Source organism: Candidatus Pristimantibacillus lignocellulolyticus (assembly GCA_023639215.1).
GTDB classification, from domain to species: Bacteria; Bacillota; Bacilli; order Paenibacillales; family Paenibacillaceae; genus Pristimantibacillus; species Pristimantibacillus lignocellulolyticus.
Genome location: CP097899.1, coordinates 937,337 through 960,560 on the forward strand (window position 1 = coordinate 937,337; position 23,224 = coordinate 960,560).

The following is a 23,224-nucleotide window of genomic DNA, read 5'->3' on the forward strand; positions in this document are numbered from 1 at the left end:
ATTATAGCTACATTTCATACATCGAGCCTTTAACTTATTGAAAATGGGCAATTATCTAGCGTGTTCTTCTCCCGTTACATTTCCGAAGAATTTAATGGAGTAAATTGCACAAAGCCCTACAATAACGTAGATCACTCGTGAAAAACCATGACCAAAGATACCCTCAACTAAGTTATAGTTAAAGAGACCAATCAATAGCCAGTTAATACCGCCAACAATCAATAGTAATAGCGCCACAACATTTAATGTTTTCATTCTTAACAGCTCCTCAATCGTAATGGTACTATTAAGAAATTCCCCTAATTTGTTATGAATTATGCATGAAAGGCTTAAACTTTTATATTTACCATCTCTTCATCTCTACATTTCTAAGAAGACAATCCAACAGATTGTTCTATGTACTGATTATCCTGAACTGCTTTTAGCATAAATGTAGCTACATCTGCCCTCGCAATATTATAGCCTTTAGGCGCTCCTCCATGAAGCACTTCACTATAAGTGCCTACCAATGGACCATTCGTTAAACTCATCGGTCGTGCTATCGTCCAGCGAAGCTTACTAGCAACTAATGACCCATACGCTTTTGTGTGATCTGCTAAAACTTTACGAAGGACGAACATAGCCAATTTGCCCATCATACCTTTTAGCTCTTTGTGAATACCTGCGGAAGCACAATAAACTATTCGTTCGATATTATGTTGCTTCATTCCTTCAATTAAATGCTGCGTAACGGTAGACATAAGTGTAGAAGCACCAAGATTTTTCCCACCTATGGTACAGATGACAGCATCATGACCTTGCATTGCAGTGATCACACTATTTTTGTCTAACCCATCACCTTGAACGATTTGTAAATGAGCATGCTCTACTGATACTTTCGATGGATCCCTTACAAATGCCGTTACCTCATATCCCGCCTCTAAAGCTTGTTTTACAACCTCCTTACCAACACCACCTGTTGCACCAATTACGAATAGTTTCATTGCCATACCTTCTTTCCCCTCTTCTTCTACCCTATAACTTATTCCGATGTTCTATCATATAACTATAAACTTTAATATGACTCAATGGAAATACCTAATAACATCAGTTCATTAATTTTGCGTATTATCACAAAAATAACTATACAAAACTTATACAAATACTATACTATATAGTTACAACATCATTTTTCTATATACAAAATGAATAAAATGACTGCATGAGAGAGGTGTTTCCATGGAACTTATTAATCACCGTACGTTTTATCATATGATCTTAACTGGAGCGCATCAGATTATAAGTAAAGAAAAAGAATTGAATAAAATTAACGTATTTCCTGTCGCTGATGGTGATACCGGTAGTAATCTCGCATACCTGATGAAGATGATTGTACGTGAGACCAAATGGATCGAACCATCCACTGAAATGTTAAATAAAATGAAAACAGCTTGCCTTCGTGGTTCTCGAGGTAATTCGGGGATGATTTTCTCTCAGTTCATTATTTCCATGTGTGATTTTCTAAGTAAACATAACGAAATAAAAACAGAGCAATTTATTGAAATGTGTGAGTATTCGGTAGCTAGATCATATTACTCCGTGAATGAGCCACAAGAAGGGACAGTACTTACTGTTATGAAAGATTGGATCAATGTCATGAAAGACAATAGTAGCCAATCCACAGGCATTCTAGACGTGATGCAAGATTCATTCTCAGAAGTGTGTGTGTCACTAGAAAATACGAAGAACCAATTACCAGTGTTACAGCAACATAACGTTGTCGATGCCGGAGCAAAAGGTTTCGTACATTTTCTACAAGGCTTAATTGACTCCATGAAAACGGGAACTCATCTTAACATAACGAAAGATGATGTAACTACGGAATTGAGTTCCCTAGAAAATCTTACGATGTATTCGATGGTTGTTGATAACCATACTTTTTCAGATACAGACACTATCGTAAATCGTTATTGTTCTGAGTTTTTATTCGATGTAACTACAAATTTAACGGAAATAAGACAGCAATTATCTTCACTCGGTGATTCTTTCATTGTCGTTGGAGATCAAAATCAAGGTAAAGTACATATTCATACAAATACTCCCGAGCGTGTGGCGGAAGTAATCAATGAGAATGGCTCTATCATTTATCAAAAGGTTGAGGATATGCAACGTCAGCATGAAACGCTCTATCAACGAAAATCATCTATTGCTATCGTTGTCGATTCCGCTTGTGATATTCCACAAGATCTGTTGGATAAGTATCAAATTCATATGTTGCCACTGCATCTACAACTTGGTAACTCAACATATTTAGATAAAGTTACATTGAAACCTGAAACATTTTATAACAAGCTTGAAAAAGTAACTGAACAACCCAAAACATCACAACCTACACAAGAATCAATTACGAATCTTTATACTCAATTATTAAATAATTATGATCACATTATCTCGATTCATCTCTCGAAAGAACTAAGTGGTACTTATGAGGCTTGTCGTTCTGCAGCTGAGCAAATTGATTCTACCAGAGTTCATGTTGTGAATTCACGTACTTTGTCGGGTGCGTATGGATTACTTGTACAAAAAACTGCTCAATCCATTGACCAAGGCCATTCTATCGATGAGATAAAAGCATCATTATCAACATGGATTCCAACTTCAGAAATTTTAGTTAGTGTTCCAACATTGAAACATATGATTCGTGGCGGTAGAGTTAGTCCGCTGCAAGGGAAAATAGCAAGATGGTTAGATATGAAGCCGATTGTATCCATAGATCGAGAAGGTAAATCGCTATTATACGGAAAAACATTTTTCAAACGTTCTAGTCTAGAAAAATTACTGCAATTCACTCAAAAGATTAATGCAATGAACAAAATTGAGAGCTACGCTATACTTCATGCAGATTCCATCCAAGATAGCTCTTTATGTGAAAGGGAAATGATCCGTATTACTGGTCAAAAGCCGAAATATGTAACTAGTGTTTCAGCTGTTATCGGATTGAATGCTGGAAAAGGCGCAGTCAGTGTTGCAATGTTACTTAGTGACGCTAATCAAAGGGGGAATTAATATATGTGGTCATTATATGGAATTAGTGGGTTAGCTATTTTTATTTTTATGGTAATATTATTTTTAGTTGCACAAGTGAAGAAGGATAATTCGATTGTCGATATTGGGTGGGGATTAGGATTCGTTATTGTGGCGTTCTCAACTTTCTTCTATCAAAAAGGGTATGATGCAAGACAATTACTTATCTTAACCTTAGTCAGTCTATGGGGTATTCGATTAGCCGTGTATTTGTTAATTCGTGCAGTTGGGCAAGGCGAAGATTTTCGTTACGTTAACTTCCGTAAAGCATGGGGCAAAAATGTAGTTATTATTGCATTTTTCCGTGTATTTATGTTACAAGGATTTATTATGTTATTATTAGCTTATCCTATTATTCGTGTAAGTGCAGTGCAGAGTAATGGTTTGGATCTTGCCGCTTATATTGGTTTAGCGATCTGGTTCGTGGGATACTTCTTCCAAGTGGTTGGAGATGCTCAACTTAAATCATTTAAGAAGAAACGTAAAAGTAAAGAAGAAGTACTTACTTCAGGATTATGGCGCTATACTCGTCATCCGAATTACTTTGGTGAAGCGACAATGTGGTGGGGAGTTGCAGTTATCTTGTTACCATTGCAATGGGGCTTTATATCTTTGATCAGCGCTTTACTAATTAATTTACTACTTCTAAAAGTTTCTGGTGTACCATTTTTAGATAAGCGATACGCTAACAATAAAGCTTATCAGCAATACAAATCAGAAACGAATAACTTCATTCCTTGGTTTCCAAAAATAAAATAAGTTTGTAATTAAGTGATCGAGGGTGTTAACAATTTATAACATTAAAATGGTTTCAAAATTATTAGGTATATCACCTATAACCATTCGTGCTTGGGAAACACGATATCAAGTCATCCAACCACAAAGAAGTGAAGGTGGACATCGTCTTTATTCCGATAAAGATGTTGAGGATCTTCGCTGGTTACTCATCCAAACAAAAGAAAAAGGACTTAGTATTAGTCACGCCTCTCAGTTGCTACTGAAACAAAAGCAAACAAACGTTACTGCTGCGACAGTGACAGATGAAGAACCTAGATCTACTTATACTAGCGTGCAAAATGACTTATATCATGCCTTATTGAATATGGACATTGAGAAATCTGAACATATTGTAGATCTTGGATTTTCAATGTATCCACTTGATGAGATGATTCATAAAGTATTAGTTCCGCTTATGATTCGAGTTGGCGACGAATGGGAACAAGGAATAATATCTGTTGCACAAGAACATATGGTTAGCGAATTTGTAAAACAACGTTATATACAGTTTTTCAGACTATTCCAACGAAATCCATCACTACCAAAAGTAATTGCACTGTGCCCCGCTGGCGAGCGTCATGAAGTTGGCTTATTATTATTTTCACTGTTTCTTCGCCGTAAAGGACTAGACGTTATCTATCTAGGGGCCGATACTCCTGTCGATGGTATTGGTGAGATGTTGATTCGTAGCGATGCGAATTGGTTATGTTTAACGTTAACAGATCCTAAACGATTAGATAATACGATTAAGTATATCGAACATATCTTGACTATTCGACCTCAAGTCAAAATTATACTGGGTGGAAAAGGCTTTACGGCGTTAGATAGCCATCATCCTTATTATGACTTTTTGATTGGAGATCACAATGACGAGTGGGAACGTTGGTATCAGCAACAACTAGTCCATATATAAGCATTGCTCCAATTCTCTTCAATAATCAATGAATAGACTTAACTGAGTGATAACGAAACCCGGCATGCAAATTAATTTTTAATTTGCATGCCGGGTTTTATAGATATACCTCTCAAAATATTTCCATGAAACTAGCTACTATATATACACTTCCGCGTCTTCTATAAGCCACTGTATAAAATCATTACGGTTTTCCTCTATTACACCGTGATCAGAAGGATAGACTGTGAAAGTAAGCTTTGAAGTTTTTTTCTGGAAATACTCCGCTGTTTCATATCCAATCTGTACAGGGAATACCCTATCGTATTCACCATGAGAAATAAACAATGCAACATCTTCTACACTTTCTAATGGATATTCTGTTTTCACAAACTGGGGAACATAACCATTCAGTGCAACGATACCCCGCAATTGATGCCCCATCTTAAGAGCAAGCGACATAGATAATATCGCACCTTGGCTAAAACCAAGTAAATATCGCTTTTTTGAATCTATTGGATACTTCTCTGTAGCATAATCAATGAACGATTCCAAATCTTGTATCGCCAAATCAAACATTTCTCGAATAGGAAAACCAAGACTTTTCAATTCATAGTATTGATAGCCCATACCCAACTTAAGGTTTCCTCTTATACCAATGATTATAAACTGCTCATTCAGCGGTTCTACTAAATGATACATATTGTTCTCATCAGAACCCTTTCCATGTAGCGTGAAAATCGTTGGATATTTCTTATTTGGATCATATTTAGTAGGAAGATGAACGTCGTAATGATAAGCAGATTTCATATGAAAGCTCCTTTACGTTTCATTTACGCGTTACGTTTTTTATATATTAAATGATCAAGCGATAATGGAGTCGTCTCAGCTACAACCAAATAGATGGAAACCAATAGAAATACTAAATCTAACTCATATCCTGCCATTCCGTCAGTACCAAGCAATCCCATTGAAAACTTCATCGTAGCAATTGCACCAAGTAACAACATTATAAATAAAACCGATACATAACGAGTAAATAATCCTACGATAAGTAATACTCCCCCAATTAACTCAAGCGGCCCAGCAATATAAGCCAAAAATCCTGGAACACCCATAGAGCTGAACCAAGCATCCACATTACCTAAACCCATTTGTAGCTTTGCAATTCCATGTGCTAAAAATAATATTCCTAACACTACACGCATTATAGTTGAAACCGTTGTTGTTCTTGTCATCATTTTATTTTCTCCACCCTATACAATTAATCTTTCATTTAATTTCGATTGATAAATTCGAAGATGAGCTCCTCTTCGCGCTAAAATATTACCAATAGAAATATAATGTTTGTATAGTTAATTTATCGCACAATAAACTAGCTTGTCAATAAAAATATTGTTATTATTAATTTATAATGCGTATTACTAATATTTTGAGGAGGAAATGAAATGGACATCGGTTCTACAATACGAGCAATCCGGAAACGTAAAAATATGACCATCACGCAAATCTGTGAAGCTACAGGATTATCACAAGGATTTATGAGCCAAGTTGAAACTAATAAAACTTCGCCGTCTATATCCACCCTAGAAAGTATTGCAAATACATTGAACGTACCATTAGCATACTTATTATTAAAAAACGAAGATCGTATGAACATTGTGAGAAAAGATAATAGAATGATTACGAGCAGTGGTAGTGATAATTTAAGAGTTGAGCATCTAAGTTCAACCAAAAAAGTGAAAATGATGATCGTTGAGTTGCCTCCAGGATCTTCTACAGGTCAAGATCCTCATGCACACGAAGGCGAAGAGGTTCATGTAATCATTAAAGGCAAGGTCTTTGCTAAGCAAGGCGAGGATGAAGCTGAATTTGCCGAGGGTGACTCATTTAGCTGGAACGCTTGTACACCTCATTTGGTGAAAAACATTGGTGATGAGACAGCAACAATACTTATTACCGTCTATTCAGAATCTTAGTCATCATTATCTTTCGAATACAGTACAAAATAATGCAAAAGCAAAAATAACCCCATCTATGGTGAGATGAGGTTTTTGCTGTCTATAGGAAGAGATTAACAATATTGAACTACTCCGATTCGCTTATTTGTTCCATTTCTTCAGCAGTATAGGGTCTTACCATCAACCCCATTTCTTTACGCTCCTTATTCAATTCTTTGTATAAGGAAATCATCATGAGTATAATGACCAATGAGAATGGAAATGCAGTAATAATTAAAGCATTTTGTAGTGCAGTCAATCCATTAGCAGACAGCAATATGATAGCTATCGCTGCTTGTGCTATACCCCATGTTAATTTCACTATATTAGGCGGATGTAATGAGCCGTAAGTCGTCTGCATTCCAAGTACAAATGTCGCTGAATCTGCTGATGTAATAAAGAAAATTGCAATTAATAAAATCGCAAATATCGATAATAACATTGGCATAGGCATTTGTCTAAAGACACCAAATAGTAGTTCTTCTGTTAGTAAATTTGTAAGATCTACACCATTACGTTGAATATTAATTGCTGTCGTGCCAAACACCGAAAACCATATGAAACTTATTAAGGTGGGCAATAATAGTACGCCGGTCAGAAACTCTCGAATCGTTCTTCCACGGGAAACTCGTGCAATAAAAATACCAACAAAGGGTGACCATGATAACCACCATGCCCAATAGAAAATCGTCCAATTATTAATCCATTGTCTATCCTCACCTTCTAAGGGCGCTGCCCTAAAACTCATACGAGGAAGATTTTGCAAATAGGAACCAATCGTATCTGTAAATGTATCCATAATCATAATGGTAGGACCCAAAAAAATGACCAAGATCAATAATACTATTGCGAGTATCATATTAGCATTCGATAAATATTTAATTCCTTTACCAATTCCCGACCATGCCGACAAAATAAAAAGAAATGTCACAACGATTATAATTATAATTTGAACCGAAATTTTAATTGGAATATCAAATATAAATGATAACCCTCCGTTGATTTGAATCGCACCAAAACCTAATGTCGTTGCAACTCCAATAACCGTCGTAAACACTGCTAGAACATTAATAACTGTTCCAATTCCCCCGTTTACTCTGTCGCCGAAAAGTGGTTTTATCGTTGCAGAAATTAAGCCAGGTTCTCCTTTGCGAAATTGAAAATAAGCAAGTGACATTGCAACTATCGCATAGATTGCCCAAGCATGAATACCCCAATGAAAAAAAGTATAACGCATCGCTTCACGAAAAGCGGCATCAGTGCCCGGTTGTTCAGTAGGCGGATTCATAGCAAAATGCGAAAGTGGTTCTGCTGCTCCCCAAAACACTAATCCGATACCCATTCCTGTAGAAAACAACATCGCAAACCAACTAATTCTCGAATACTCCGGTTGTTCATCGGGTTTTCCCAAAGTGATTTGACCCATTGGGCTTACAATAAAGAACAGACAGAACAATACGATACAGGTAACAAATAGTAAATAATACCATCCAAATGAATTAGTTATGTAATGCTTCATCGCACTCGTTATTGCTTCAAAACTTTCTGATGCTAGCGCTCCATAAAGAACTGCAGCACTTACAAAAACAAGTGTAATCCAAAAGACATTAGAAATTTTTTTCATCATATCACCATTACTTCCTAAGTAATCATATTCAATATTTTACTAAGTAATGATGTCCAATAATTAACATTGGTATGCACTAACTATCAAAGCATTTTGGGCTAGTGATTACACTGTTAACTACTTATTGCTCTGTCGTTGCAATGATATTAAAATCTTTATACCTATTATTCCGATTGATCATATTTTATTTCTCAATACATACTTTTTCCCCCTCTGTGAAACAATAATTACGTAATTACAAAAAGAAGAAGGAGGTACGATATGACACCTAATCAAAATAACAATCAACCGTCAAAAGCAGAGGTTCAAACAACGAAGCTTAACAAAGTTCCAACCCCTGAAAATAATGCAACGGATTTTTCTAATGAATTTTCTGCTGAGGTTGCTGCAGAAGTGTTCGAACAAAGCGATCGTCAGAAAAACAATAAAAGATCAAAAAATCAACAGTAGTTCTCATATTAGAGACATAACAAAACAAAAAAAGAACCTACTCTTTATGAGATAGGTTCTTTTTTTGTATTTAAGGAAATACCCAGCCCATGATTGATTTGATAATTCCATACTGTTTCCAGCTTATATTCTATTCATATTTAATTTCTTTAGTAAACTCTATATTCTGTCAGGTGTTAACGCTTTCATTGTCGCGGTACTATGAAGAATATGGGAAGACGGTAGATCCTTCTTTCCATATTCTAATAGCTTTATAAATTAAAATATTGGAAGGGGATTCAACTCAATGGGTAAACGCTTCAAAAAAATGTTGATGTTGCTACTGACAGCCGCGCTAATCATTCCACAAGTATTTCAAGCGTCAGTTACGGAAGCAGCTACAGGAACGAACGTAGTTTATGAAATGCAGGCGGATGCTGGTATAAGCGGCGCCGCTATAGGCTCTGAGTTTGCTGGGACGGACTATCTTCAAAACAGCGGTGGTACACGCTCTATAGCGGATTATAACAACGGTAAATCTATTCATTTATCCACGAGAACCAACGATTACAACGGATTGGACGTAAAATTGCAAGCGCTTTCCTTGACTGCAGGCGTTGAATATACTTTCGCGATAAGCGGGCACGTGGATAACGATGTGACTGTGCCGAGCAGTTCACAAATCGTTTTCAGCAACCCCAACGCATTCGGTCAGTTCAACAATTACCAATGGCTCGTCAATAACTTATTGACAACAGGTAATTTTGAACTTGAATACAAGGCTACCTTCTCAGCCTCCGATATCGCAGGACTGGCGAACAACTCGTATTTCCGTATTCAAACAAACGAAAATGGCAAAGAAGTTCCTTTTTTTGTAGACAACATCATTATAACTAAAGCAGCTCCAACTACAACCGAAGTTTATGAAATGCAGGCGGATACTGGTATAAGTGGAGCTGCAATAGGCTCTACGTTCAATAATACTGACAATCTTCAAAACAGTGGCGGTACCCCTACCATTGTAACGCAAGGAGATGGCAAGTCGATTTATGTGTCCGGGAGAGACGGTAATTGGCAAGGCGTAGACATCAGATTGAAATCGCTTGGCTTGATCACAGGTAAGGAGTATACGTTTACAGTAAGCGGGCATGTAGACAGCACTGAGAACGTGCCGAGCAATACGAGAATTGTTTTCAGCAATCCTAACCCTTGGGGACAATACAATCAATATCAAGATCTAGTTAGTACTTCCTTGATCGAAGGCAACTTTAACTTAGAATACAAGGTTGCCTTTACGGCTGACAACATTGCGAAGCTTGAAGCTGAACCTGCGGATCCGAATGCTCCACCATTGTTCCGCACTGCAACAAACGACGTTGCCAAAAATATTTCTTTTTATGTAGACAACATCATCATCACATCATCCGAGCAACAGACTATAGAAATACCCGAATGGGATCTTACCCTTGACTCGCTGCACGAGGCATATACTAATAACTTCTTAATAGGTAATGCCATTTCACCAAACCAGATCACGGATCCTGAATTCGCTGCTATGGTTAAGCTCCATTACAACGTTATAACAGCAGAAAACGATATGAAGCCTCAGTACATGAGCCCATCAAAGGGCGTATATAACTACACTAACGCAGATACGTTAGTTGACTGGGCATTAGACAACGACATTGCGGTTCATGGACATACGCTTGTCTGGCATTCGCAATCAGCGGACTGGCTGACTAAAGCCGCGGGCGGTGCACCACTCACTCGTACAGATGCCAAAGCAAACCTTATAGAGTATATCGAAAATGTTGCGGGACACTACGCAGGCAAGGTCATCTCCTGGGATGTTGCTAACGAAGTCTTTGCCGATGGCGGCAGCTTCAACGGCGATTGGAAAGATAACTTGCGTAAAAACTCCCCTTGGTATTTAGCTTATGCTAACGGGCAAAATACAGCAGCGGGCGAGAGCGGCGCTGACTATATTTATGACGCGTTCGTACAGACGCGCCTAATCGACTCGGACGCTACTCTTTACTATAATGACTACAATGAAGAACAACAGACTAAGCGCGAAGCGATTGCAGCAATGGTCGAGGATCTTAATGAGAAGTGGAAATCAGACGACCGAAATACTGAACCTGCCCGTCTGTTAATCGAAGGGATCGGTATGCAGTCCCATTACAACATCAATTCCCTAAATATTGAGACTGTAGAGAATGCGATTAAGCGCTTTATCGAAACAGGCGCAAAAGTTACTGTTTCCGAACTTGATATTCCGGCTAGCGATTATGATAACCGCACTACTCCGCTCACTGCGGCAGAGAAAGTCGTGCAAGCACAGCTGTATGCGCAGCTATTCCAAATTTATAACAAATACGCTGACTCTATTGAGCGTATCACCATTTGGGGCACAGCTGACCCGATAAGCTGGCGTGGCGCTGGTCACCCACTGCTCTTCGACAGACTGTATGCAGCTAAACCGGCTTACTACGCGGTCATTGACCCTGAGGGATATTTGATTGAAAACCCTCTGCCCGTACCACAAGAAATTCCTGTAGCAGATGCCGTGCCAGGCACTGCCGTAATTGACGGTGAAAAGGATCAATCCTGGGCAAACGCACCTGTGATTAACGTAAACACAATTCCGAACGGCCAGACGGAACAAGGCGCAACTGCAGAAGTCAGAACGCTGTGGGATGACCAATTCTTGTATGTATATGTTGATGTAGCTGATTCCGAGCTTAATAATTCGTCCCCGAACGAATGGGAGCAGGATTCCGTTGAAGTATTCCTGAGTGAGACCATGCATAAGGGCGCGGAATACAAAATCGGCGATGGCCAATACCGAGTAAGCTACGAGGGCAACGAGTCTTTCAAATCCAGTAGTATGAGCGAAGGATTCGAATCTTCTGCAAAAATAGTCGATAGTGGTTATGTCGTGGAAATGAAAATACCGTTCCGTGTCATCACCCCTGAGACGGATAAAGTAGTCGGATTTGACGTACAGATTAACGATGCTTCTGCTATTAATTCAAGAAAACTTACTGTCTGGAGCGATTTGAAAGCTAATGGCTACAACTCAACCGAAAACTGGGGAGAACTGACTCTCGCTAAGACGCCTACATCTACTGGGCCATCCACCCCAATCGTGAATATACCGAGTGAGCCTATTATTAAACAAGAGAATGGTATCATTACGATAAAACCGATTGTACAAGTGAAAGACGGAGTAGCGGTGGCAAGCATCTCCAATAACAGCTTGAATAAAGCTTTGGAACAAGCATCAGCAAATGTAAACAGCAAGAAGCAAGTTACTGTAGATATCTCTGCCCAATCAGGTGCTACTACTTATGAAGTGCAACTTCCAACTTCACAATTGAAAGATACCGGTACTACCGTAATCTCTATTAAGACAGAGTATGGTAAGATCGATCTTCCAGGTAACATGCTAGCCAATACGAACGTCGGAAACTCTGAGTTCGTGACTATTCGCTTGGGCAAAGCTTCAACTACTGGACTTAGCAACGAAGTTCGCGAGCAAATCGGTGGTAGACCTGTCATTAATCTAGAAATTTTGATCGGCGGCAAAGTCGTTGCTTGGAACAATCCGAACACGCCTGTAACGGTATCTCTTCCTTACACGCCTTCGGCAACAGAATTGCAAAATCCGGATCAAATCGTCGTATGGTACATCGATGCCAATGGTAATCTGTCCACGATAAAGAACGGACGTTATGATACGGCAACCAAATCAGTTGTGTTCCAAACAACACACTTTAGCACCTATGCAACAGCATACGTGAACAACACGTTCATCGATCTTCAATCTGTACCTTGGGCCAAGCAAGCAATAGAAGCAATGGCTGCACGCGATATTATTAAGGGCACTGGCAATAACAGTTTCTCTCCTACATCTTCCATTTCAAGAGCGGACTTTATCGCACTTCTTATAAGAGGATTGGAACTGCAAGGCAACGGTAGCGATGTTGCGATGTTCAGCGATGTGCCGACGAACGCATATTATTATGAAGAATTGGCGATCGCCAAGGAATTGGGAATTGCAACAGGCTTTGGCGATAACTCATTTATGCCAAGCAATAGTATATCCCGTCAAGATATGATGGTACTGACAACACGTGCGCTAGCAGCAGCTGGCAAAGGTATAACAAGTAGCTCAGTTTCCTTAAGCAACTATTCTGACGCTTCAACAATTTCCAACTACGCGAAGAATAGTGCTGCTTTACTCGTCGAGCAAGGCATCATTAATGGCAAAAACGGAATGATTGCTCCAAACGATCAGCTGACCCGCGCTGAGGCAGCTATCATATTGTATCGCATCTGGAATCTGTAATAGCAAAGGGCTATTGGATTATATCCAATAGCCCTTCCTTTAATTTAATTAATGTTGTTATATATTTATTACATCAAGTAGTAACTCAAATACCCCATCCATATTTTTGGACAGGGTTGATCAGGGTAGATGCATATGATAGCTGTGAAACTCTACATCACGCTAAGCAAACCCAAGTATTTACTTCGTTACTTTATTCGTTTGAGCAATATGTTCAATCTCACTTTTCAAGAGAAGATAGCGGTGTACGCTTCTTGAAATAGGAACTTTAGTCAAGCGGTTTTTTTCCACATAAAGCTTCATATGGTCTTTGGAAAGGCCAAGAATTTTACCTGCCTCCATAACCGTAAGTACTGCTTCCCTACTAGTTTCATTAAACGTAGTCTTTACCTTTTGATTCCAGTCCTCAAAAACCTGCATATTAGCGCCCTCTCATTCTTCTTCATGCTGAACACTCTTCATTATACCATGGAAATAGGTGTTAAACTTAAAATGCTACTATTTCATATATTTTCCGCAACATATTCGACGCCGACTAAGCTACGTTAGCACAATTATCGTGATCACGAGCGGATGTTTTGAATTACCTCTTAAAATGAAGGTTCAAAACATTCGCTTGTCAGCACCAAGAAGATGACCGACAGCGAAAACGAGTAGCACAGCGTACGTTTTGTGTACGTGAGCACACGCAGGCTTTCGCAGGGGAGGCATATTTGACGCCGACTAAGCTACGTTAGCACAATCATCGTGATCACGAGCGGATGTTTTGAATTACCTCTTAAAATGAAGGTTCAAAACATTCGCTTGTCAGCACCAAGAAGATGACCGATAGCGAAAACGAGTAGCACAGCGTACGTTTTGTGTACGTGAGCACACGCAGGCTTTCGATGGGGAGGCATATTCGACGCCGACTAAGCTACGTTAGCACAATTATCGTGATCACGAGCGGATGTTTTGAATTACCTCTTAAAATGAAGGTTCAAAACATTCGCTTGTCAGCACCAAGAAGATGACCGACAGCGAAAACGAGTAGCACAGCGTACGTTTTGTGTACGTGAGCACACGCAGGCTTTCGATGGGGAGGCATATTCGACGCCGACTAAGCTACGTTAGCACAATCATCGTGATCACGAGTGGATGTTTTGAATTACCTCTACATTAGGTTAATTTTACAAGACTGTAATTCTTCTTCCCCTTACGAATAATAATGAAGCGTCCGCCAATTGCGTGATCAGCAGTAACAGTAAATTCTACATCTGCTACTTTCTCACCATTCATCGAGATCGCACCTTTTGTAATATCTTCACGTGCTTGACGTTTAGATGGCTCAATACCGATATCAACTAACCAGTCAATAATATTTTTAGATTCTTTATCTACTGTGAATGTTGGCATCTCTTTGAAGCCTTGTTCAATTTCATCAGCAGTTAGTGAACGAATATCTCCACTGAATAATGCTGCAGTAATGCGCTTAGCTTGTTCTAGCATCTCATCACCGTGTACAAACTTCGTCATTTCTTCCGCTAATGCTTTTTGTGCTTCACGTTTATGAGGCTCAGTTTGAACTTTCTCAGCTAAAGATTCAACAGTCTCTTTATCTAAGAACGTGAAGTATTTCAAATATTTCACAACATCACGATCATCTGTATTCGCCCAGAATTGGTAGAATTCGAACGGTGTTGTTTTATTAGGATCAAGCCAAATCGCTCCACCAGCTGTTTTACCGAATTTCGTGCCATCAGCTTTCAACATTAATGGAATTGTAAGGCCAAATGCTTTCGCTTCAGATCCTTCTTTTTTACGAATTAGGTCAAGTCCACTTGTAATGTTACCCCATTGATCTGAACCACCAATTTGAAGCTGAACGTCTTCATTCTGGAATAGATGCAAGTAATCAAGTGACTGTAGAATTTGGTACGCAAATTCAGTGAATGAGATACCACTATCAAGTCTGCTTGATACAACATCTTTGGCAAGCATTGTATTAATGCTAAAGTTTTTACCGTAATCACGTAAGAAATCAATCACATTGATTTTATGTGTCCAGTCGTAGTTATTAACCATACGAACTTGGTTGTCTCCATCAGTTACAAATAGTCTTTTCATTTGTGCTGTTAGTGCCTCAACGTTAGCTTGAACTTCCTCCAATGTTTGCAAAGAACGTTCAGATTGACGACCACTTGGATCACCAATTGTACCTGTTGCACCACCAATTAGAATAACTGGACGGTGTCCTGCCAATTGGAATCTTTTCAGCATCATAAATGGAATCAAATGTCCGATATGCATACTGTCACCTGTTGGATCTACACCGCAATAAAGTGAAACTGCCTTTTCTTTAGTTAATTCACGTAAACCTTCAGCATCAGTCTGTTGGTTAATCGCTTCGCGCCATTCTAATTCGTCAATAATATTCATTCATTACATCTCCCTTGTATATGGTTTTTTTCACAACACTTTTACAATAATTCGCACTAATTAGATCATATTAGCCAATTTTAAAAACAAAAAATCGCCCCTCGTCTATTGTAGACATAGGGACGATTGAATTAACCGTGTTACCACCCAAATTGCACGATGATCATATACATCATCATTCGTGCCACTCTAAGCGAATTATCGTTCGCTTACTCCGCTTGGCATTACCCAAGATACTCCAGAGTGTAATTCACATGCCTTGTATGTGCTAAGTTCCATCACCCCTTAGCTTTCTGTAACATGGACAAGGTTGTTACTGCGCTCTTTCAACGTATAAATACTATTAGATTACAGACAGTATATCCGAAATGTAAAATCATTGTCAATATAAAGACTATAACCATAATCTTGGTCAAACATACTTTTTAATATTTACACACATAATGTGGACAAACATGGTGACAAGTCCGCTCCTCTATACATATGAATATTAGAGAGGGGAGGATTAGAAAATGACATATGTGAGTAGAACAATTAAAAGTAAATGGCTCAAGACAAAGTGGTTATTAGAACATCGAGAGTTAAGTAAATATGTACCTCATACCACGCTATTCAACAAATCAAATCTTGATATGATGTTATCTAGGTATTCTACTGTTTATTTCAAGCCAACAGAAGGTACTGGAGGATTTGGTATTATTAGAATTGATACCAATGAAAACGGCTACCATACACAATACAATTCAGAAAAAAACCAATTTTCTACAACAGAGGGTTTATTCCAACATTTATTTTTATTTGCTAATGATTACTCATTTATACTACAAAAAGGAATAGATCTAACTAAGGTCAATAATAATCCTTTCGATGTCAGAGTAATGGTTCAAAAAACAAATAAAGGTAGTTGGGTGAGTTCTGCTGTTTCAGTGAAAATTGGACAATCCGGAAAAGTAGTTACTAATTATCATCAAGGTGGGAAACTAGCCTTTTTCCATGAAACTATGTTAGGCGCTGGGTTTGATGCTTACACGACAGAAAATATCGATGGTCTATTACAAAATATTGGTGTTACCACTGGAGAGCATTTTGAGCATTATTATAATGACTTCAAAGAACTAGCACTTGATGTAGCGATAGATTCCACTGGTTACCCTTGGATTCTCGAGGTAAATACACGACCACAAATTGCCCCATTAAAAACATTGAATGATCAAACACTTTATCATAGAGCACTTTCATATGCTAAGCAATACGGAAGAACTAAGTAAATAGCTACACTTGACGTGCATGTCCCTTTGTTACTTTCTAGCAATATGGACATGCACTTTTACGAGAACTGGACTTCACAAGTTCGCTACCTATTCAATGTTGAACAACCCCCATAATATGAAAGCTAAGTAAATAGATGCATGCTGTAGGTTTCTTTAGGCACAATATGACCATAGATCAAGTAGTGCTCTATCTTCTCGGTTTTCGAATGTCTACTTTTTTGAACATGCCTATTGAAATGTTTTCTGCTATGATCATGAAAGAACTTACATAACTACATATAAGGAATGAAAAATATGAATACCAATACATTGTCACACGAAATTAAGCCATATGACGTTAGTAGCTGTATCATCCATTACGGTGGAGAAATCATATATCATTATGAAAAATCACTTCATGCATCTTCTAAACTAATGCCAATTAACTCATGCACGAAAAGTATTGTTTCTGCGCTATTCTGTATTGCTATGGATCAACAGTTAATCCCTTCACCGAACACACGCATTACTCAGTTTTTCCCGCAGTTGCAACATGATCAAGATATGCGAAAACAAACGATTACTTTAGAGCATTTACTAACTCTTACAGCAGGATTTCATTGGACTGAATTTGGAGGAACTAATTCTTTTCCAAAAATGACTAGATCCTCGGATTGGATAACGTATGTGCTCCAGCAACCGATATCTGATGAACCTGGAACCGTTATGGTCTACAATTCTGGTGTTTCACAATTACTAGCTGCAATACTCGTTCAGTCTACAGGGATGAGCATAACTCAATACGCCGATACTCATCTATTCGGCCCACTTGGCATTGAACAATACGATTGGAAAATTGACCCTCAAGGGATTCATACTGGTGGGTATGGATTGCAACTTTCTGCATACGATATGCTGAAGTTTGGACTGCTTTACTTAAATAAGGGAGTATGGAGTCATAAGAGGCTTATTTCTGAAAAGATGGTTAGTCATTCTACTCGAGCCTCTATTGCTGTAAATCCACCTGAGCGTGGTTTCTACGGTTGGCATTGGTGGTCTGATTCCGTTCCTGTAAAGAGCATAACTGGAGAGTCTATTATAAGTGACCTACACTATTATTATGCTAGAGGATTTGGTGGGCAATTTATTATTATTGTTCCAACATTAGATGCCGTCATCGTATTAACTCGTGAGCAACGTAAGAAAGGTTTATCACCGTTAGATTTCTTCCGTATACATATCGCTACTATGCTAATGTCTCATCATCATGCTTCAACATTGTAGTAGTAATAATCTATCTGTCAAAGACATTCTACTCCTTAAATTTGAACTATAACACGATAGACAGTATAATCGTATATTATAATGAGGATACTCATTATAATGCATTTTAACTAATCTACTCACTATATGAACGATAAAATTAAAGTACGAATATACCGAGGAGGTTAATTAATTTATGAGTTCAGATCATCCAGCGGCTATTGACGTTATTCATGTATTAATGAGATCAACCCACTATATTCAAAGAGAGTTCCAATATCAATTATCAGAACTTAATACTCCTTATCAACTTACAGGCCCTAGATTACGATTACTTTCTGTCGTTTCCGAACATGGCAGTATTCGTATGAATGAATTAGCCAATCAATTAGGTATTAAAGCCCGTACGGTTACAGATTTCGTTGACGCGCTTGAACAAGATAAACTTCTAGTTCGTATTCCTGATCCGACTGATCGACGAGCTACATTAATTCAACTTACGGAACTTGCACAATCTAATATTGAGCAAGTGCTTGCTTACCAAGCTAAAGTTGCAGATCATGTGCTAGAAAATCTTTCTGCGGAACAGCGTAAACAGTTATTTGACCTTATCTTACAGTTAACTAATAATAAAGATCTACCTGAAACATGTGATGAAAATTCTAGATTAACTTGAGAATACTTTAAGACAAAAAGCTCATGAGTCAATGGAACTGACTCATGAGCAAATGATTTATATTATCTATTTCACGATTAGAACAGGACAGGTACTTAATTTGGATACTTTATGACTAACGCTACCAAGCATCATTTCTTTAATATTTCCAAGCCCACGACTGCCAATGATAATGATATCGAATTGTTCTTTTGTCGCATAGCCTACAATTAGACGTGGAGCACTACCTTCTGTATAATACGTTTCTACTTCGAATCCTTGTTTAGCCAAATCCGCCTTGGCGCTATCTAGTAGATCAATACCCATCTGTCGCATTTCTCTTTTGATCGTTGTAATATCTGCTACAACAACGCCTTGCGGAAGTATAAACTCTTTCCCCACATGCATTAATGTAATCTCAGCTTGTTGGTCATTTGCAAATTGCATTGCTGTTTCTAAAACTTTCTTACTCATAGTAGAACTATCAATCGCAACTAGAATCTTGTTAAACATACCAATTCCCCCTCTTCTGAGTGAAATTAATGTAAGCTTGACACGATTACTTCATATACCTATTATAGCGCTTACAGAAGAGGTTTGTCGATGGAGCATTGCCCTAATTATGAATATCCCTTGCATGCCAAAGCGCGTAGCAATTAACAACTGATACGCGCTTTAATCATTGTAGTAGTCGGATTCCTAACAAACTTACTTACTTCTTGAAATGGTATGGAACAGTCGTTAAGATAACATTTTTATGGTGCAGTAAATGCGTTCGAATTAAGAAACTAGACTGATTATGAAGAATATTATGCCAACCTTTTTTCGGAATGAACTGTGGTATAACAACAGTAACTTGATAATTTGATTCATGAGCCTTTCGTTCTATAATGTGAATGAATTTAGATAATGGTTGAATAATACTTCGATATGGCGAATGTAACGTTACCAGTCTCACACCAGGCTGCCATTGATTCCATTTCTGCTCAAAGGCTACTTCTTCCTCTTTTTCAAAAGCAATGTATACTGCAATTATCTGCTCTGGATGCAAAGATTTTGCATAGTTCAACGAATTTTCAACGACATGCGTAATTCCCGCTACAGGTATAATCATGACATTGCCTTCAATCGGGATATTAGCTTCAGATGCCGCAACTCTCAATTGTTCACCTACTGCTTCATAATGTTTTCTCACTCGAAGAAAGAAATATAGGATGATCGGCAAGAAAACCAATACTGGCCATACTTGTGAAAACTTCGTTAAGAAAAACATCATACATACGATTAGACTAATGATTGCACCAACACTATTAATAATAAGTTTAGATACCCAGCCTTTTGGTTTACTCCTCATCCATTTTACGACCATTCCTGATTGAGAAAGGGTAAAAGGAATAAATACGCCAAGCGCATAAAGCGGAATGAGATGTTCCGTCTGTCCTTTAAATACGATAATTAGAACGATTGATAGTAGTCCTAATATGATAATGCCGTTAGAATACCCTAACCGATCGCCTCTAAGCATAAACATTCTTGGAATGAATTTATCTTTTGCCAAATTAACAGCAAGCAGCGGAAATGCAGAATATCCAGTGTTTGCCGCGAGAATTAGAATTAATGCCGTTGTCCCTTGAATGAAGAAATACATAAAGTTTCTACCAAAGGTCTGTTCTGCTATTTGAGAAACTACCGTAACGTCTCCTCTCGGAGTAACGCCATAAAAATAAGCTAATACAACAATTCCTATAAATAATACTGCTAGTAATGATCCCATCGCGACCAATGTCTTCGCCGCATTGTTTGGTGCAGGGTTTTTGAAATTAGGAATTGCATTTGATATAGCTTCCACACCCGTTAAAGCAGAGCTCCCTGAGGAAAATGCTTTAAGCAGCAGAAACAAACTAATTCCTGCAATAGGTTCTCCGAATGAAAGCTGTACATGTGGCTCAACCTTGCCTATTACAACATTAAATATACCTACACCAATTAATAGCAGTAGTGCGATAACAAATAAATAGACAGGATAAGCTAATACAGATGCAGATTCTGTAACACCTCTAAGATTCAAAAGCGTAATAAGTATGACAAATATTATAGCAATAGTAACGGTGTACTCATGCAAGCTTGGAAATGCAGATGTTATCGCATCTGTTCCTGCTGATACGCTAACTGCTACAGTTAATATATAATCTACCAATAATGAACCACCCGCGATTAAACCTGTATATGTGCCTAAGTTTTCTTTAGATACAACGTATGCTCCACCGCCATGGGGGTAGGAAAAGATAATTTGTCGATAGGATGCAATAAGCGCCAGTAGTAATATTAATACGCCGATCGCTATGGGGATTGAATACCAAAATGCGGCTGCTCCAATTGTAAATAATACAATGAGTATTTGTTCAGGGCCATAAGCGACTGATGATAATGCATCCGATGAAAGAATAGCAAGTGCTTTCCGTTTATTTAACTTTTGTTCTCCTAGTTCTGTAGTTTTTAATGGTCGACCTACTAATATTCTTTTGAGAGTGGTCAGCATTAGAGACACTTCCTTATCCTGTTTGCTTCGAATTTTTTCCCATAATTATCAACTTTACAGTCAATTTTCCGTAATTTTGGCATAACAAAAACACAGGCTATAACCTGTGTTTTTTACACAAGTTAACAACCCTCTCTTAATCAACGCTTACGAGGTTAGCTGTCGGATTCGGGCGGAAGAGTCGCCCTACCTGATTAGTAACTTATATCAGGATTCACCCCATACAACGAGTGCTTGCTGCAGCAAACAATCATTATAATTGGTTCCCCCGTTTTCCATAATGGAAACTCAGCGAATAAGAATTGTAAACCATATAATGTTAATATCTCAATTGAATACTACTCCTGCTTTAAACTTTTGTAAAACCTACATTTAGTCAAAATAAGTTCATTTCACCTCAATTTACGAATGAATAGCGCTTACATCTCTACTGCTCATGCTCACGCTATGATTATTATCGTTTCTCTTGCATTATCGTTATTTTTGAAATTTATATAAAGCTCATGTTATGAAGTGCGTACGAAAGATTCTTATAATTCACTTTAAATAAGAAAAAGCACCCTAAGGTGCTATATCTTTTTTATTGTTTAATATATTTGTCGTAAACCAACTTAAAATTATTAATGTAATACTCATCATATTCCTGAATTTCAAGAGTAGATAGCTTACCTAAGCTAGATTCATTCTCTTGGGCAATATAATTGTCAAAAGTGTATTTACCCTGATGAACACCAATAATTTCATAATACTCTTTCCCTGGTTCCTGATATAAAAATAGTACATATTCCATATTCGATTTTAATGGGATATATTGCTCACTTGAAATTATTGTGTAAGCACCTGATAAATCACGCCAATTGGCATACCATTCGACAACTTTAATTTGATCTCCTATTTTCAAAGATGTGTCATTGTTCTCGTATATTTCATCTATCTCTAAATTAGAAAAAGTTCGATAATCATAAGGTACCTTTTCATTGTCGAATACAATATCTGTAGATACTTTCTCTTTCAATGAAGCTTTTACAATAATGGTAGACGTCTTTTCCAATTCTTCCAACGTGTAAAGTTTAAGTTTACCATCTAGACGCAATTCTTGTGGAACACTATGTTTATATCCAAAAAAACTTATTACAAATACGAAACACAGAATAGATACATATAGAATTACTTTTTTCACTATACCCACACCTTTCTTAATACTTATGTTTAATCATGGCAATATCATGACTTAGCGGTACTGCTGTGTCATTAAAACCATATTGCCTCATAATTGCATTAGAATCTTCTGATGTAAGTGCATTATGCTTTAGAGCTGCAACGTGACCAAATTCGTGTGTAATCGTCTCTTGAATCTGACTATAAGTTAAATTCTTTAATCCATTACCTGTAGTTGAAGAATTAGTATTCAATCTAACAATTGAATCTTTCCATTCCGCACTCCAGTCCAAAGTATAACCGAAAATAATAGAGTACTTATAGTTTCCAGCATCCGCATAAGCGCCTGTTGCCCCTAAATCGACACCTCTTACATGAACTCTTGATACATGATTAGTTTCAGCTTCGTCAGATTTATGAGGAGCTTTAAAGACCAATGCATCTTCTATTCCATTCCATGCCGCTGCTGCATTTTCTATTCTCAAAAAATACCCTTGAGCACTTGGGGCTACAGCTACTGCCAGGTTGTTAGCTACAGTAGTCGCCCAATTTCCACTGTAAATATCCGTACTAGTATGACCTTCAGCTGTTTTGACACCTAAGTAAGAAGCAATAATCAGTGGAACAATACACAATAGAACTTTACCGTATTTCATATTATACCTCCCAGTTCAATTTACTTGTTTAATTTACTATATATACCATATAATTACAATACTTTTTTGGGAATTTTTAACTTTATTTTTTCTCACCTCCTCCTATATTAACTTTCATGAACGTTCTCCTAATCATAATATTG

Annotated in this window: 20 protein-coding genes, 1 riboswitch and 1 other annotated feature; of the genes, 9 read left to right on the forward strand and 11 right to left on the reverse strand. The window is 37.8% G+C overall.

Annotated features, from left to right (window positions below):
* Positions 1–51: 51 nt before the first annotated feature.
* Both NAG76_03795 and NAG76_03800 read right to left on the reverse strand, forming a co-directional pair.
* Positions 52–255 (reverse strand): DUF378 domain-containing protein, encoded by a 204-nt coding sequence (locus tag NAG76_03795; GenBank protein ID URN95395.1) that lies wholly within the window; start codon positions 253–255, stop codon positions 52–54.
* 113 nt (positions 256–368) lie between these two features.
* Positions 369–989 carry an SDR family oxidoreductase gene (locus NAG76_03800; protein URN95396.1) on the reverse strand — a complete coding sequence of 207 codons (621 nt, stop codon included), beginning with the start codon at positions 987–989 and terminating at the stop codon, positions 369–371.
* Between the two features lie 229 nt (positions 990–1,218).
* Here NAG76_03800 and NAG76_03805 point away from each other — a divergent pair, with 229 nt between their 5' ends.
* The 3 genes from NAG76_03805 to NAG76_03815 are packed head-to-tail and all read left to right on the forward strand — an operon-like array spanning position 1,219 to position 4,753.
* Entirely contained in the window at positions 1,219–3,045 is a 1,827-nt protein-coding gene (locus tag NAG76_03805; GenBank protein ID URN95397.1) for a DegV family EDD domain-containing protein, read from the forward strand.
* 3 nt (positions 3,046–3,048) lie between these two features.
* A complete protein-coding gene (locus tag NAG76_03810; protein URN95398.1) occupies positions 3,049–3,822 on the forward strand; it encodes a DUF1295 domain-containing protein in 774 nt (257 codons plus the stop codon).
* A gap of 22 nt (positions 3,823–3,844) precedes the next feature.
* Positions 3,845–4,753, forward strand: a complete 909-nt coding sequence (locus tag NAG76_03815) for a MerR family transcriptional regulator (protein URN95399.1) — start codon at positions 3,845–3,847, stop codon at positions 4,751–4,753.
* A gap of 138 nt (positions 4,754–4,891) precedes the next feature.
* Here NAG76_03815 and NAG76_03820 read toward each other — a convergent pair whose 3' ends face one another.
* Positions 4,892–5,542: an alpha/beta hydrolase-fold protein gene (locus NAG76_03820; protein ID URN95400.1), complete on the reverse strand. Its 651-nt coding sequence runs from the start codon at positions 5,540–5,542 to the stop codon at positions 4,892–4,894.
* 23 nt (positions 5,543–5,565) lie between these two features.
* Positions 5,566–5,970: a DoxX family protein gene (locus NAG76_03825; GenBank protein URN96755.1), complete on the reverse strand. Its 405-nt coding sequence runs from the start codon at positions 5,968–5,970 to the stop codon at positions 5,566–5,568.
* A 210-nt stretch (positions 5,971–6,180) separates the two neighbouring features.
* On the opposite strand from NAG76_03825, the gene NAG76_03830 reads away from it, so the two are divergent.
* Positions 6,181–6,711 (forward strand): XRE family transcriptional regulator, encoded by a 531-nt coding sequence (locus tag NAG76_03830; GenBank protein ID URN95401.1) that lies wholly within the window; start codon positions 6,181–6,183, stop codon positions 6,709–6,711.
* Positions 6,712–6,820: 109 nt separating this feature from the next.
* On the opposite strand, the gene NAG76_03835 is transcribed toward NAG76_03830, so the two are convergent.
* Positions 6,821–8,356 (reverse strand): BCCT family transporter, encoded by a 1,536-nt coding sequence (locus NAG76_03835; protein URN96756.1) that lies wholly within the window; start codon positions 8,354–8,356, stop codon positions 6,821–6,823.
* A 264-nt stretch (positions 8,357–8,620) separates the two neighbouring features.
* Between NAG76_03835 and NAG76_03840 the strand changes: the two genes are divergently transcribed.
* Together NAG76_03840 and NAG76_03845 are read left to right on the forward strand one after the other, a co-directional pair.
* Positions 8,621–8,809, forward strand: a complete 189-nt coding sequence (locus NAG76_03840; GenBank protein ID URN95402.1) for a hypothetical protein — start codon at positions 8,621–8,623, stop codon at positions 8,807–8,809.
* 907 nt (positions 8,810–9,716) lie between these two features.
* Entirely contained in the window at positions 9,717–13,142 is a 3,426-nt protein-coding gene (locus NAG76_03845; GenBank protein ID URN96757.1) for an endo-1,4-beta-xylanase, read from the forward strand.
* A 180-nt stretch (positions 13,143–13,322) separates the two neighbouring features.
* On the opposite strand, the gene NAG76_03850 is transcribed toward NAG76_03845, so the two are convergent.
* Positions 13,323–13,562: a DNA-binding protein gene (locus NAG76_03850; GenBank protein URN95403.1), complete on the reverse strand. Its 240-nt coding sequence runs from the start codon at positions 13,560–13,562 to the stop codon at positions 13,323–13,325.
* A gap of 738 nt (positions 13,563–14,300) precedes the next feature.
* Positions 14,301–15,560 carry a tyrosine--tRNA ligase gene (tyrS, locus tag NAG76_03855; protein URN95404.1) on the reverse strand — a complete coding sequence of 420 codons (1,260 nt, stop codon included), beginning with the start codon at positions 15,558–15,560 and terminating at the stop codon, positions 14,301–14,303.
* Between the two features lie 115 nt (positions 15,561–15,675).
* Positions 15,676–15,899: a binding site (T-box leader), on the reverse strand.
* A gap of 173 nt (positions 15,900–16,072) precedes the next feature.
* Between tyrS and NAG76_03860 the strand changes: the two genes are divergently transcribed.
* The 3 genes from NAG76_03860 (at position 16,073) to NAG76_03870 (ending at position 18,749) form a co-directional block, all read left to right on the forward strand.
* Positions 16,073–16,828 (forward strand): YheC/YheD family protein, encoded by a 756-nt coding sequence (locus NAG76_03860; protein ID URN95405.1) that lies wholly within the window; start codon positions 16,073–16,075, stop codon positions 16,826–16,828.
* Positions 16,829–17,125: 297 nt separating this feature from the next.
* Positions 17,126–18,094, forward strand: a complete 969-nt coding sequence (locus NAG76_03865) for a beta-lactamase family protein (protein URN95406.1) — start codon at positions 17,126–17,128, stop codon at positions 18,092–18,094.
* A 175-nt stretch (positions 18,095–18,269) separates the two neighbouring features.
* A complete protein-coding gene (locus tag NAG76_03870; protein ID URN95407.1) occupies positions 18,270–18,749 on the forward strand; it encodes a MarR family transcriptional regulator in 480 nt (159 codons plus the stop codon).
* A 66-nt stretch (positions 18,750–18,815) separates the two neighbouring features.
* Here NAG76_03870 and NAG76_03875 read toward each other — a convergent pair whose 3' ends face one another.
* The 4 genes from NAG76_03875 to NAG76_03890 form a co-directional block, all read right to left on the reverse strand.
* Positions 18,816–19,241, reverse strand: a complete 426-nt coding sequence (locus tag NAG76_03875; protein ID URN95408.1) for a universal stress protein — start codon at positions 19,239–19,241, stop codon at positions 18,816–18,818.
* Between the two features lie 199 nt (positions 19,242–19,440).
* Positions 19,441–21,267, reverse strand: a complete 1,827-nt coding sequence (locus NAG76_03880; GenBank protein URN95409.1) for an APC family permease — start codon at positions 21,265–21,267, stop codon at positions 19,441–19,443.
* Positions 21,268–21,395: 128 nt separating this feature from the next.
* A riboswitch (cyclic di-AMP (ydaO/yuaA leader) is annotated at positions 21,396–21,571 on the reverse strand.
* Between the two features lie 276 nt (positions 21,572–21,847).
* The gene (locus NAG76_03885) at positions 21,848–22,447 is read right to left on the reverse strand and encodes a hypothetical protein (protein URN95410.1); all 600 of its coding nucleotides are present in this window, start codon (positions 22,445–22,447) and stop codon (positions 21,848–21,850) included.
* A gap of 16 nt (positions 22,448–22,463) precedes the next feature.
* Positions 22,464–23,081, reverse strand: coding sequence for a hypothetical protein (locus NAG76_03890; protein URN95411.1), 618 nt, complete (start codon positions 23,079–23,081; stop codon positions 22,464–22,466).
* Positions 23,082–23,224 lie beyond the last annotated feature (143 nt).